Here is a 13905-nt window from a genome sequence, read left to right on the forward strand (position 1 = left end):
GCGTATCTATTGCAATAGATACGCTCTCATTTTTGGTTCTTTCTATGACTACGATTCTTTCTTGTCTTGAATTTCTTTCTTGTCGTCTTTTAATTTAGCTGACAGTTCCATAGAAATAGCAGAACGTTCAAATTTAATTTTTCCTGAAAGTGTTTCTAAGACACAAGTATCATCAGTAAGTTCTACAATGCGCCCGTGCATACCACTTTTAGTAATTACTTTATCGCCTCTCTTCATTCCTTCAATAAAGTTTTTTTCTTGTTTTTGTCGTCTTACTTGCGGACGAATCATAAAAAAGTAGAATACTAAGATTATCAATATAAGAGGTAGTAAACCACTGTTCATCAATTGTTGCATATTTATTAATTTAATTATTAGTTTTTAGTTATTTTAGAAAATTGTAATTAGGAACTTTTAGCTTTGGGTTTTCAATTATAAAAGTCCTCTTCCTATCTTTTTTATTTGTTGTTTTTCTTCGAGTTCTTTATGTACATTTTTCATTACACCATTAACAAATGCACTACTTTTAGTAGTAGAATATTCCTTGGCAAGTTCTAAATATTCATTAAGTGTTACTTTCACTGGAATACTAGGAAAACTAAGCATCTCACAAACAGCCATTTTTAACAATATACTATCTATTACAGCCACACGATCTTTCTCCCAACCTGTCATTCTACTAATAATTTCATTCTCCCATTTACTATCATTGAGCACTGCTTTCTTTAGTAAACCTGTAAGAAAATCTTTTTCTTCTTCATCTTTATAAAGTGAAGGAACAAAATATTTATCAGGTGAGGTGGGGAGCACTTCTCTAAATAACCTACTTATATAGGTATTTACAATGGGATAATCATCTACCCAAGTGAGATTATAATCTTCAATATATTCATATATTGTCTCATCGGGAGCTATAATTTCTTCAAAAATAGTCATTAAAAAAGATTTATCAGCTTCAAAACTGCTCTTTTGTTTGCTGTATTTCTTATAAAACTCACTTTCTATAATGCTTTTATATATAGTACGCACATACTCTTCGTGTATTTCCCAATGGTTTATACGTGCATCAGCAATGGCTTCTTGTAATAATGTATTATGAACGATGGCTAAGAGCAAAAGGTTTTCAGAGAATTTTTGATGTACTGTTCTTTCTTCAGTAGTAGCCAAATATTTTTTCTGAGCTACTTTGTGTTGATGAGTTGCCAAAGAATGCAGTTCAATGAAAAGTGATAATATTAATAAATATAGGTGTCGCATTTCATCAGCACTGTTTTGCAAGAACTTCAATTCTTTGTCTAAATCCTGACTTTGGCTCTGACGCATTGCATAAATTGATTGCATTACTTTTGCCCTAATATGTCGTCTTGTAAGCATAATTTGTAAGAACTTTCTTAACTTTATTTTGAGAGTGCAAAAGTAGAAAAAAAGGTTTAACGAGCCAAAAAAAAGCGCTAAAAAAGCACCTAAAATGTTAATTTTTTACTAAAAATCGCATTTTTTCTTGTTTTATACTTGCTATGATGAAATATATTACTACCTTTGTCCTTATTAACTGTATTTATAAGTTATCATATGAACAAATCAGAATTAATTGATGCAATTGCAGCAGGGTCTGGACTTACAAAAACCGACTCTAAAAAAGCTGTTGAAGCGTTCTTTTCAAGTGTTGAAAAGGCTCTAAAAAAAGGTGACAAAGTAGCTGTCGTAGGATTCGGTTCTTGGTCAGTTGCTAAAAAAGAAGCCAGAGAGGCTCGCAACCCTCGTACTGGTGCAGTAATTAAAGTACCTGCTAAGAAAGTTGTAAAATTCAAAGCAGGGGCTGAATTATCTGAAGCAGTAAACAAAAAGTAATTGCAGTAAAAAAGTCCCTTTCAGTTGAAAGGGACTTTTTTTTATTTATTAGTAGATGAGTTAATTAGCATAGAAACCTTATTTAATGATTAATGGTTAATGATTAATGGTTAATTTGGGAGAAGCTTATAGAAAGCTTATAGGAAAGACGAACAATGAACGAACAATGAACGAAGGAAAAGTGAAGTTAAGTTGATGCTAAAGTAGAGATAAGAAGTAGGAAATTGGTAGACTTCTGCTTTGCTAAGAGTCGTAGCCCAACAGGCAAGTCGTAGCACGACGGGCTATTAGAAACTTTAGCAAAGTGCAAAGCGCACGAAAGCGCAAATTAATTCTCTGACAAGACTATAACTAACATTACCAATATGAAAAAGAAGAAAATAGTAGTCCTCACGGGGGCAGGGATTAGCGCTGAAAGTGGTGTGAAAACTTTCCGAGATGCCGATGGTTTGTGGGAAGGTCACGATATAGAACAAGTGGCAACACCTTATGGTTTTGAGAAAGACCCTGAACTTGTATTGAACTTCTACAACGGCTTGCGCAAACAGGTGAAAAATGTGCAACCTAACCCCGCTCACTTATTATTAGCCGAGTTGGAAAAAGAGTACGACGTGGTGATCATCACTCAAAATGTAGATGACTTGCACGAACGTGCGGGTAGCCATCACATTATTCACTTACACGGCGAACTGCTAAAAATGAGGGGAGTAGATGACCCCTATACGCTCTACGACTGTACTGACGACATTAAAGTGGGCGACCTAAGCCCCAGTGGAGCACAATTACGACCTCACATCGTGTGGTTTGGCGAAGATGTACCAATGATTGTAAAGGCTGCCGAAGAGGTAGAAACTGCCGATATAGTGATTATTGTAGGTACTTCATTACAAGTGTACCCCGCTGCTGGATTGATGAACTGCGCCAAGAAAGATACACCTATATATTATATAGACCCACGTCCAAGCATCAGTAGTAAAGATAAAATCACTGTAATTAAAGACGTTGCTTCAACAGGGGTAGCTAAAGCTATTGAACTAATAAAAGAATTGAAATGAGTAACTTCCCAAAATTTATTTTAGGTGACAACACCGATATGCCCGACGCTATGTTCGTGGTGCATTTAGAGTATCCGCGCTTCGTGCTAAACTTAGACAACGACGAAGTAGAATGGCTGGAAGAGTTTGACGAAGAAGACACCAAAGAGTTAGAGGCTGAAAGCGAGAACCTTATAGAAGAAGCTATCGCTTTCTACGAACGAGAAATCGCCCGTATAGAAGAAAATGACTACTAAGCAACTCATACAGCAAATCGAAGCTAAACAATCGCTGTTATGTGTGGGATTGGATACCGATATGACTAAAATTCCTCCTCACTTGCTTGAAGAGGAAGACCCGCTGTTCGCGTTCAACAAGGCGATTATAGAGGATACCCACGCTTTTGCAGTAGCCTACAAACCCAATACAGCTTTCTACGAAGCACACGGCGAAAAAGGTTGGCGCGCCTTAAAAAAGACGATTGACTACCTGAACCGTCACCACCCTGAGATTTTCACTATTGCCGATGCCAAACGCGGGGATATAGGCAACACTTCAAGTATGTATGCCAAAGCTTTCTTTGAAGATATGCAATTCGATAGCGTGACAGTAGCCCCCTATATGGGAAGGGATTCGGTAGAGCCTTTTTTAGCTTTTGAGAACAAACACACCATTCTCTTAGCACTAACTTCTAATGAAGGAGCTTTCGACTTCCAAACGCAAAAACTCAACGATGAAGAGCTGTACAAAAGGGTATTACGCACCTCACTCACTTGGCAAAACAGCCAAAACCTGATGTATGTAGTAGGTGCGACCAAGGCGGAATACCTAAAGGAAATACGCAAAATTATACCTGAACATTTCTTGTTAGTACCAGGAATAGGTGCTCAGGGAGGTAGCTTGGAAGAGGTATGTAAGTATGGTTTGAACGACCACTACGGACTGCTTATCAACTCGTCAAGAGGCATTATCTACGCTTCTAAGGGCGAAGACTTTGCCAAAGTAGCAGGTGAAAAAGCTGAGGAACTACAACAGAAGATGAAATTAATGCTTATGCTTAATGGTAAATGATAAGTGGTAAATGAGTAGTAATGAAAAGGGGCAAGAGAAATGATAAGTGTGAGAAGTAATAGGTATATCAACTTTGTACAAGTTTAAAACTTTGGCAGAATATGGTGATTAAAAACTAGTAAACTAATGACTAACAACTAAATAATATGATTACATTTTTAAATAAAAGCAACATTACACCAACCATTGAAGATGACGCTCACAGACTTTTTTCACTGTTGAGCAGGCGCTACCAACAACGACTATCTGACCTTTTCCAGGACAAAACTAAAACGCCTTATGTAGTGGGTTACATAGAAGACGGTCGCCTACACGGAATGGCTTCTATGGCTATCTACAGAGTGATTTCGGGCTATAAAGGTTGGATAGAAGATGTGGTGGTAGACGAGATGGCACGTGGTAAAAAAATAGGCACTCAGCTCATTCAACTTCTTATCGCCAAAGGCAAAGAATTGGGTTTGGGAGAAATATTGCTCTTTACCTCACCTACTAACGAAGCAGCTATTAAGCTCTATGAAAATGAAGGCTTTAAACGCAAAGGTGCAGAGGTATATGTGAACGCTCTCAAACAAATGTACCCACCAGAGTCTTGATATATTACTATTTCTTTGTATTTTTGCCCTCTGATAAGGAAACAATAAAAATACTATGGAATTAGTCCACAAGAATCTCGTATTGCCCAATAATGGCAAAAAGCTCTTATTGCACACTTGTTGTGCGCCTTGCTCGGGCTCTATTATACTATCTATTCAGGCATCGGGGATAGAGTTTACTATATTTTTTTACAACCCTAATATTCACCCTCAAAAAGAATACGAAATTCGCAAAGAGGAAAATATACGCTTTGCCAAAAAGTGTGGCGTATCTATTGTAGATGCCGAATATGACACCGATAACTGGTATACGCGTGCTAAAGGTATGGAATTTGAACCCGAACGCGGTAGCCGTTGTGCAATGTGCTTTGATATGCGTATGGAGCGTACGGCTTTATATGCTTACGAAAACGGTTTCGATACCATTGCAACCTCACTGGGCATCTCTCGTTGGAAAGACCTCAACCAAGTGAATGAGGCAGGCAAAAATGCTGCCAATAAGTACGAGGGACTTACCTATTGGGACTACAATTGGCGTAAAAACGGAGGTACTGCCTGCAATATGGAAATCTGTAAAAACGAGAAGTTCTACCAACAAGAGTACTGCGGTTGTGCTTTTTCGTTGCGCGATGCTAACAAATGGCGAGTAGCCAACGGAAGAGAGAAAATACGAATAGGGGAAAAATACTACGGAAGTGAAAAGTGAATAGTATGATAACTCCAGAAGAACTTACAGAAGGTCGTATCTTGCTTATTGATAAGCCCCTGCAATGGTCGTCGTTTCAAGCAGTGAACAAAATCAAATGGGCAATACTCAGACACTATAAGCTCAAGAAGATAAAGATAGGGCACGCAGGAACATTAGACCCGCTTGCCTCTGGTTTATTGGTGATTTGTACGGGCAAATTTACTAAGAAGATTACCGAAATACAAGACGCTGTAAAAACTTATACGGGTACTATCACCGTAGGGGCTACGACTCCTTCCTACGATAAGGAAACCGAAATTAATGCCCACTACCCTACTGACCATATCACTCCTGAACTGATAGAACAAGTGCGAATGCAGTTTATAGGGGAGCTCACGCAAACGCCTCCTGTATTTTCGGCTATCAAGAAAGAAGGCAAACGGCTCTACGAATTTGCCCGCGACGGGAAAGAAATAGAAGTTCCTCAGCGCACTATCTATATTCACAGTTTCAATATAGATGCAAGTCTGTTTCCTAAGTTGCACTTTGAGGTGGTATGTAGCAAAGGCACCTACATACGCTCCTTGGCAAACGACTTTGGTAAAGTCTTAGGGTCTGGTGGCTATCTATCTGCATTGCGACGTACTAAGATAGGTGATTTTTCGGTAAATGATGCCTTAACGCCTGATGAATTTATAAACATACATATTCCAAAAATGCAAACAAAACCTATTATTCTCACTACTGTATTCGAGCGATTTATTGATAAGAATAAAACAACTCTTAATGACCATTTCGCTCGAAAAGAATCTACTTTGAACACACAAAACAATAGGAAAAAGTCTATTAATGAAGTGTATGAAGAGCGAGAGCGAGAACACCTTAATAAACAACAAAAACAACGACACACTTCCGACCTTAATATAGAAGCTATTTTTCCTCGAAAAAAGAAAAAAAAGACCTCAGGAATCAAATATGAGTTTCGCTACTTTCTATCGATGTTTTCAAATACTGATAAGGCAATTATGCTTACCTTACTGATACTTTTCGGTACGGTAGTAACCCTTATGGTGATACAACTTAGCAGTAGAGAGAAAGAAATAATGATTGAAATGGCACTCACTCCAGATGATTTACCTTATGAACCTCCAAAATTAGAGGAACAAACTGAAGCGCCTGATCTTTCTCAAGCTATGAATGCGAAACTGACTACTAATGCTTATAATCAAGCCGATGCTGACTTACGTCATACTGAGAATTTTAAAACTTTAGACGAAATAATGGCAGAGCGTGCTTCTAAAGAGATGGAAAGTGCTAAAGAAGACTTGGTGAGTAATAATAAAATGTCGTCTAACTTAGTAATATCGGACGATAATACTCTTCAAAAAACAACTAAAATTTCATCTGATAATAAAGTAAATAAGAATACTTTAGTAAAATATGCCTTATCTGGCAGGACAGGAAATATACCTAACCCTGTATTTACTTGTGAAAAGGAAGGGCAAGTAGTGATTATTATTACAGTTGATGAAGCAGGAAGAGTTATTAGAACAGCTCTTGACAAAATGAATTCAACTACCAATGATGATTGCCTTATAGAAAACTCATTACTATATGCTAGCAGAGCCAGATTTAATGCTGTAACAGGCAAAAAAGAGCAAACAGGAACTATTACTTATATTTTTCAAAGTAAACGATAGAATGAAATTACAACAGTTAATTTGCATATTAAGTTTCTTATTAATAGGAGCTTGCAAAAATGCAAATCCACCTAAGCAAGACGCTTTCAATATAGAACTGTATCCTAAAAAGAAGGAATACCACATAGGAGAAACTTTACAGATAAAAGTTGTGAATCCTAAGTTTGAAGGTAAAATAGTAAAGATTAGCTATCAGTTTCATCACCAAGAGCTTGTTGTTACTAATGAGAACATAGTACTTGAAAACCTAATGTTAGGTAAACAGCCTTTAGAAGTAACTGTATATACTGATAAAGGAGAAGTTTATAAAGTACGAAAAGAAATTTTACTTTTAGCAGGACAAGCTCCTAAATTGTATACTTATAAAATACTAAATGAATATCCCCACGACAAACAGGCTTATACTCAAGGTTTAGAATTTATAGGTGATACTTTAATAGAAAGCACAGGGCAATACCGAGAATCTTCCATACGCAAATGGAATCCTTTTACGGGTGAAATGTACAAAAATGTACCTTTACAAGCAATGTATTTTGGTGAAGGAGCTACCGTTTTTAGAGATAAAATTATCCAACTCACTTGGAGAGAAAATATAGGATTCGTATATGATACTCAGCTAAAACTGTTAAAAACATTCTCTTACAATAAAAGTAAAGAAGGTTGGGGGCTCTGTCATAACGGTAGTGATAAACTTTACAAAAGTGATGGTTCAGAAAAGATTTGGATACTCAATCCTAACACTTTTGAAGAAGTAGACAGTTTACAACTATGTACTAATAAATCTATTTTTACCAATGCTAACGAATTAGAATTTGTAGACGGGAAAATATATGCTAATACTTATCTAAAAGATGGTATTATGGTTATCAACCCCAATAATGGTGCTATAGAAGGCGTTATAGATGTACGAGGATTAAAAGAAAAAGTAGAACAAACTCCTGACCTAGATGTTCTTAATGGTATTGCTTATCACGCTAGGCGTAATACGTTCTTCATCACGGGTAAGAATTGGAGTAAGATATTTGAGGTGATTTTTATAAACAAGAATTAAATAACGTGAGCTTGATGTTTGTATTTTTTTATTACTTTTGCTCTTATGATTCCAGAGAATATCCTACATACTCCCATCAACTACCTGCGTGGCGTGGGCAATCAGCGGGCTGAACTCTTGAAAACAGAGCTCGGTATCTATGAGTATCAAGATTTGCTAAACTTGTTCCCTAACAGGTATATCGACCGTACCAAGTTTTACAAAATCAACGAATTGCAGAACAATAATGCCGAGGTGCAGCTCGTAGGAAAGATAGTAAACTTACGCACAGTAGAGTCGGCTCACCAAAAAGGTACTCGTCTTGTTGCTACCTTTGTAGACGATACGGGCGCTATGGAGCTCGTATGGTTCAAAGGACTCAAATGGTTGCGTGAATCCCTAAAAATCAACGAACCTTATGTGATTTTTGGTAAACTGAATTTCTTTGGAGGCACTTTCTCTATGCCTCACCCCGAAATGGACTTGCTCAGCGAATTCAAGAAGGCAGGACACAGCAGTATTCAGCCCGTATATCCCTCTACCGAAAAATTAGCTAAACGCAACATTACCAATAGAGTGATACGCCAATTAGTACAAACGGTTTTTGAAGAAATAGGCAATAGCTTTGCCGAGAATTTACCGGATAACATACTCACTTCAATGAACCTCATCTCCAAGCAGGAGGCAATGCGCAATATCCACTTCCCTACAAATCAAACTTTGCTTACTAAAGCCTCTGTACGACTCAAATTTGAAGAGCTTTTCTACATACAAGTACAGTTGGTACGCAAGAATCTTCTGCACAAACAGAAGTTCCAAGGACAACCTTTCAAGAATGTAGGCGATGCTTTTATGAACTTCTATAACCATCATTTGCCTTTTTCGCTTACCGATGCCCAAAAACGAGTATTGAAAGAAATACGCGCCGATGTGGGCTCAAATGCCCAAATGAACCGCTTGTTGCAAGGCGATGTAGGTTCTGGTAAAACCATCGTAGCCCTAATGACGATGCTTTTAGCAGTAGATAATGGCTGTCAAGCCTGCTTGATGGCACCTACCGAAATTCTCGCCAATCAGCATTACCAAAACATTAGTGAACTACTAAAAGGGACAGGAGTAACTGTAGCACTGCTCACAGGTTCGTCTAAAACTAAAGAACGCAAAATGTTAGATGAACAATTACAGTCTGGAAAGCTTTCTATTCTTATAGGCACTCACGCTCTTTTAGAAAACAAAGTACAGTTCAGAAACTTAGGACTCGCCATTATCGATGAGCAACACCGATTTGGGGTAGAACAGCGCTCGAAGTTATGGCATAAAAACACTATTCCGCCTCATATCTTAGTAATGACCGCCACGCCCATCCCACGCACTTTAGCGATGAGTGTATATGGTGATTTAGATGTTTCGATAATAGATGAGCTTCCCCCCGGACGTAAGCCTATTAAAACTCTACATCAGTTTGAAAACCACCGTGCAGAGACTTATGAATTTATTAAAAAAGAGATAGATAAAGGACGACAAGCTTATGTAGTATATCCACTTATAGAAGAATCGGAAGCGTTAGATTTTAAGAACCTTACCGAAGGCTATGATTATATCGCGGCAAGCTTCCCTTTGCCAAAATATAAGGTTTCTATGGTACACGGTAGACTCAAACCAGCTGAAAAAGATGCTGAAATGGAGCGATTCCTACGTAATGAAACACAAATAATGGTGGCTACCACCGTGATAGAAGTGGGGGTAAATGTACCCAATGCCTCCGTAATGGTAATTGAGAGTGCCGAGCGCTTTGGACTTTCACAACTACACCAGTTGCGTGGACGTGTAGGGCGTGGCAGTGAACAGAGTTATTGTATATTACTCACAGGCAACAAAATGAGTAACGATACTCGTACACGTATGGAAACGATGGTGCGCACCAACGACGGTTTTGAAATCGCTGAAGTAGACCTAAAATTGCGTGGCCCTGGTGACCTAATGGGTACGCAACAAAGTGGAGTGCTCGCTCTAAAAATAGCCGACCTTGTAAAAGACCAAGATATACTAAAAGCAGCGCGCTTTCAGGCTATCGACCTCCTCAAAGCCGACCCTAATTTAGAGTTGCAACAAAACCAACGCATAACCTACACGCTCTATCAGTTACAACGCTATAAGAACCTCTGGACATACATTTCATAAAGAAGCTGAAGAGGTGATGCTTACTACATTGTAATCTTTTTCTACTTTTTTTCACCAAAAAATTTGGAGAGTTAAAAAAAAGTAGTACCTTTGCACCCGAATTAAACGTAGGGGTTCTTAGCTCAGCTGGTTCAGAGCATCTGCCTTACAAGCAGAGGGTCACTGGTTCGAATCCAGTAGGACCCACCAAAACTCGGATTTTATTGTTGTTTTCATAATTAAAAGGGATTCTTAGCTCAGCTGGTTCAGAGCATCTGCCTTACAAGCAGAGGGTCACTGGTTCGAATCCAGTAGAGTCCACAAAAGCTACTCAATACTGAGTAGCTTTTTTTTGTTAATTATTTATTTAAACAACAAATGATTATCAAGTACTTATAATTTTATAAATTGTTAATTATTAATTAATAATTGTGTATTGATAATTATTTCTTACTTTTGCGATATTTTTAAACAGAAAAACAAAAATAATATGTTAGGATTACAAACTTCTGTAGACGTTGCAACTACTGCAACCGACACTGCTCCCGTCGCAGTACAAGAGAAAACCCTTTCTATAATGGAACTGATTCTAGATGGTGGTATGGGGAGTATCATTATTATTAGTATTTTATTTGTGATGCTCGCTGTAGCTCTTTTTCTCTATTTTGAACGTCTTTTTGCTATTAAGGCAGCTTCTAAGATGGATAAAACTTTTATGTATAAAATACGTGATTGTATCTCAGCTGGGCGCTTAGATGCTGCTAAAATGCTTTGTGTACAATCCAATACTCCTGTAGCACGCCTTATTGAAAAAGGGGTTTCTCGTATAGGTAAGCCTCTTGAAGATATCAATAAAGCTATTGAAAATGCGGGCACTTTAGAGGTATACAATCTTGAAAAGAATACGGCTATTCTCGCTACTATTGCAGGAGCAGGGCCTATGATTGGATTCTTAGGTACAGTTGTTGGTATGATTATGTCATTCCACGAAATGGCTTCAGCAGGCGGTCAGGCAGAGATGGGGTCATTAGCAAGTGGTATCTACACCGCGATGGCAACTACCGTAGCAGGGCTTATAGTAGGAATTATTGCTTATGTAGGCTACAACCACTTAGTAGTAAAAACTGATAAGGTGGTACACCTAATGGAAGCCAATGCTGTTGAATTCTTAGACTTGTTAAACGAACCTCTATAGGTCTTAAAAAACTACTCTGATCTAATTATGAAATTAAAAGGTAGAAATAAGGTAAGTCCTGAGTTCAGTATGTCGTCTATGACGGACATTGTGTTTCTGTTGTTAATATTCTTTATGATTACTGCCAACAGCCCTAATGCACTCGATTTGTTATTACCTAAAGCTAAAGGTAAAAGCACCAACACACAAAACGTTTCAGTAAGCATTGATAAAGATTTAAACTATTTTCTTGACAAGAAACCTATTTCAGTAGATAATCTCGATACAGAGCTCAAATCAGCGCTCAATGGAGTAGAAAATCCTACTATCATTTTGCGTGTAGAGGAAAGTGTTCCTATTGAAAATGCGGTAACAGTGATGGATGTGGCAAACCAAAACCAATTTAAGGTGATTTTGGCTGTCCGTCCAAAATAGAAAGGTATATGAATTTATTCGATACAGAACATAAACGTAAATCCTTAGCACTCACTACGGTTGTGATGTGTTTAGTAATCTTCATACTGTTTTTTGCAGGAATGAAGTACTTAGACCCACCGCCCGAAAAAGGTGTAGAGGTCATTTATGGAGTCGATTTGGTAGGAATGGGTGAGCGCACTCCTCCGCCAAGTGCTACTAAACAGGAAGAAACTAAAACGCCTCCTCAAACACAACCAGAACAGAGTACTTCACAAGAAGTAAAGGAAAACCTTTTGGCTCAAGATAACAACGAAGAAGTTTCTGTACCCGAAGTACCTAAAAAGAAAGAAACACCTAAAAAAGACACTCCAAAAGAGAGTCCCAAACCCGCTCCTAAACCTTCACGCGAAACTTCGGATGCGTTATCAAATATATTGGGAGCTGCCAATGCAGGTGGTAGTGGTACCTCAGGACAAGGAGATAGCAACCAACCTGGTTATCAAGGACAGATAGATGGTAGTCAGTACGCTAATTCTTATTATGGCTCAGGAGGTGGTAATGGCACTGGCAAAGGTTGGGGACTGAAAGGTCGTACTATTGCTTCACAAGGTAAAGTACCTCAAAATTGCAATGAAGAAGGACGCGTGGTAGTGCAAATAGAAGTAGACCGTAGTGGTAAAGTAGTAAAAGCTACTGCTGGTGTGAAAGGAACTACTAACTCTGCTCAGTGTTTGCTGGAAGCTGCTCGAAAAACAGCTGCTATGCACCGCTGGAACGCAGATGATAATGCCCCTGCACGTCAAGTAGGTTTTATTGTTATCAACTTTAAACTCGGAGAATAAGAAATCAATTAATAATTGGTAATTAATAATTAACAAGATGAGATAATGGTTATAGTATAACTGATTATCTCATTTTTGATTGTACAACAACTAAAAACTATCTTTAACATTGAATTATCAAGAAACACTTTCGTGGATGTTCAACCGCTTGCCAATGTTTCAGACACAAGGTAAAACCGCTTTGAACAACAAATTAGATAATACCCTCGCCTTTACTTCGGTGTTAGGGAACCCTCAAACAAAATTCAAAAGTTTGCATATCGCAGGCACTAACGGAAAGGGTTCTTCCAGCAGTATGCTCGCTTCTATCCTACAAGAGGCAGGATATAAGGTAGGATTGTACACCTCTCCACACCTCAAAGACTTCCGCGAACGTATCAAAATTAATGGGAAGGAAATACCCGAAGACTATGTGGTAAGTTTTATAGCTAAAAACAAATTCTTTTTGGAAGAATATCACCTCTCATTCTTTGAAATGACAGTAGGAATGGCGTTCAGCTATTTCGAGAATGAAAAAGTAGATATCGCTGTGATAGAAGTAGGTTTAGGAGGACGTTTTGACTCCACTAATATTATCACTCCCGAAGTTTCTCTTATTACCAATATCTCTAAAGACCATACTGATATTTTAGGAGATACTTTACCTAAAATAGCTTTTGAAAAAGCTGGTATTATCAAACAAAATGTGCCTGTAGTAATCAGTGAATATCAAGAGGAGACAGCTCCCGTCTTCACAGCAAAAGCTAAAGAAATGAAAGCTCCTATTATTTTTGCTAATCACATAGAAACTTCTCTTACAACCGACCTTCAGGGTGCCTACCAAGAGAAAAACATCAAAGGAGTAATAGCCGTTACCGAATTGCTTATACATCAGGGGTGGGATATTACTCCGGAGAATATTGCACAAGGGCTTTTACACGTGGTGCACAATACAAATTTGAAAGGTCGTTGGCAAACCCTTGGCTCCTACCCTACTATCGTATGTGATACAGGACATAATGTGGGCGGACTTACTTATGTGATGGAACAACTCAAAAAGCAAACCTATACACACCTTCATATTGTAGTAGGTTTTGTAAAAGAAAAAGATGTAAATAGTGTTTTAGAGCTTTTCCCAAAAGAAGCTACCTATTATTTTTGCAGTCCTGCTATTGCAAGAGGACTTAATGTAGATACATTAAAGGAAATTGCCACTACAAAAGGACTCCAAGGGGAGAGATATTCTTCAGTAGCAGAAGCCTTAAATGCCGCTAAGGCACAAGCGCTTCCCACTGACTTTATCTTTGTTGGAGGAAGCACGTTTGTAGTTGCGGAAGTGGTGTGAGAAGTATTAGGAACGAGTTAG

15 protein-coding genes and 2 tRNA genes are annotated in these 13905 nt (G+C 38.2%); 15 read left to right on the plus strand and 2 right to left on the minus strand.

All coding sequences use genetic code 11. The features are described 5' to 3' along the window. Window positions 1-48: 48 nt before the first annotated feature. Window positions 49-357, minus strand: a complete 309-nt coding sequence (gene yajC, locus HMPREF9072_RS06090) for a preprotein translocase subunit YajC (RefSeq protein WP_002672058.1) — start codon at window positions 355-357, stop codon at window positions 49-51. Between the two features lie 75 nt (window positions 358-432). Continuing rightward, a complete protein-coding gene (locus HMPREF9072_RS06095) occupies window positions 433-1374 on the minus strand; it encodes a transcription antitermination protein NusB (RefSeq protein ID WP_009750522.1) in 942 nt (313 codons plus the stop codon). A gap of 186 nt (window positions 1375-1560) precedes the next feature. On the opposite strand from HMPREF9072_RS06095, the gene HMPREF9072_RS06100 reads away from it, so the two are divergent. The 15 genes from HMPREF9072_RS06100 to HMPREF9072_RS06170 all read left to right on the plus strand — a co-directional run bounded on the left by HMPREF9072_RS06100 (window position 1561) and on the right by HMPREF9072_RS06170 (window position 13884). Next, the gene (locus tag HMPREF9072_RS06100; RefSeq protein ID WP_255346883.1) at window positions 1561-1851 is read left to right on the plus strand and encodes an HU family DNA-binding protein; all 291 of its coding nucleotides are present in this window, start codon (window positions 1561-1563) and stop codon (window positions 1849-1851) included. Between the two features lie 365 nt (window positions 1852-2216). Further along, window positions 2217-2906 (plus strand): NAD-dependent deacylase, encoded by a 690-nt coding sequence (locus tag HMPREF9072_RS06105; protein WP_009750524.1) that lies wholly within the window; start codon window positions 2217-2219, stop codon window positions 2904-2906. Further along, a complete protein-coding gene (locus HMPREF9072_RS06110; protein ID WP_002672069.1) occupies window positions 2903-3142 on the plus strand; it encodes a hypothetical protein in 240 nt (79 codons plus the stop codon). Before HMPREF9072_RS06105 ends, HMPREF9072_RS06110 begins: the two co-directional genes overlap by 4 nt. Then, a complete protein-coding gene (gene pyrF / locus HMPREF9072_RS06115) occupies window positions 3132-3956 on the plus strand; it encodes an orotidine-5'-phosphate decarboxylase (protein ID WP_009750525.1) in 825 nt (274 codons plus the stop codon). The genes HMPREF9072_RS06110 and pyrF overlap by 11 nt, the downstream gene beginning before the upstream one ends. Before the next feature lie 146 nt (window positions 3957-4102). Beyond that, window positions 4103-4549 (plus strand): GNAT family N-acetyltransferase, encoded by a 447-nt coding sequence (locus tag HMPREF9072_RS06120; RefSeq protein ID WP_009750526.1) that lies wholly within the window; start codon window positions 4103-4105, stop codon window positions 4547-4549. A gap of 55 nt (window positions 4550-4604) precedes the next feature. Next, window positions 4605-5255: an epoxyqueuosine reductase QueH gene (locus tag HMPREF9072_RS06125; protein ID WP_009750527.1), complete on the plus strand. Its 651-nt coding sequence runs from the start codon at window positions 4605-4607 to the stop codon at window positions 5253-5255. 5 nt (window positions 5256-5260) lie between these two features. Then, complete coding sequence (gene truB, locus HMPREF9072_RS06130) at window positions 5261-6937, plus strand: tRNA pseudouridine(55) synthase TruB (protein WP_009750528.1); 1677 nt, start codon at window positions 5261-5263, stop codon at window positions 6935-6937. Window position 6938: 1 nt separating this feature from the next. Next, window positions 6939-7988, plus strand: a complete 1050-nt coding sequence (locus HMPREF9072_RS06135; RefSeq protein ID WP_009750529.1) for a glutaminyl-peptide cyclotransferase — start codon at window positions 6939-6941, stop codon at window positions 7986-7988. 45 nt (window positions 7989-8033) lie between these two features. Next, a complete protein-coding gene (recG, locus tag HMPREF9072_RS06140; protein WP_009750530.1) occupies window positions 8034-10148 on the plus strand; it encodes an ATP-dependent DNA helicase RecG in 2115 nt (704 codons plus the stop codon). Window positions 10149-10259: 111 nt separating this feature from the next. After that, a tRNA-Val gene (locus HMPREF9072_RS06145) sits at window positions 10260-10337 on the plus strand. A 36-nt stretch (window positions 10338-10373) separates the two neighbouring features. Further along, a tRNA-Val gene (locus HMPREF9072_RS06150) sits at window positions 10374-10448 on the plus strand. 169 nt (window positions 10449-10617) lie between these two features. Beyond that, window positions 10618-11322, plus strand: a complete 705-nt coding sequence (locus HMPREF9072_RS06155) for a MotA/TolQ/ExbB proton channel family protein (protein ID WP_002672085.1) — start codon at window positions 10618-10620, stop codon at window positions 11320-11322. 27 nt (window positions 11323-11349) lie between these two features. Continuing rightward, window positions 11350-11736: a biopolymer transporter ExbD gene (locus tag HMPREF9072_RS06160; RefSeq protein ID WP_009750531.1), complete on the plus strand. Its 387-nt coding sequence runs from the start codon at window positions 11350-11352 to the stop codon at window positions 11734-11736. An 8-nt stretch (window positions 11737-11744) separates the two neighbouring features. After that, a complete protein-coding gene (locus HMPREF9072_RS06165) occupies window positions 11745-12560 on the plus strand; it encodes an energy transducer TonB (RefSeq protein ID WP_009750532.1) in 816 nt (271 codons plus the stop codon). 109 nt (window positions 12561-12669) lie between these two features. Next, entirely contained in the window at window positions 12670-13884 is a 1215-nt protein-coding gene (locus HMPREF9072_RS06170; protein ID WP_034566232.1) for a folylpolyglutamate synthase/dihydrofolate synthase family protein, read from the plus strand. Window positions 13885-13905: the final 21 nt, after the last annotated feature.

It is taken from the genome of Capnocytophaga sp. oral taxon 324 str. F0483 (assembly GCF_000318315.2).
GTDB classification, from domain to species: domain Bacteria; phylum Bacteroidota; class Bacteroidia; order Flavobacteriales; family Flavobacteriaceae; genus Capnocytophaga; species Capnocytophaga ochracea.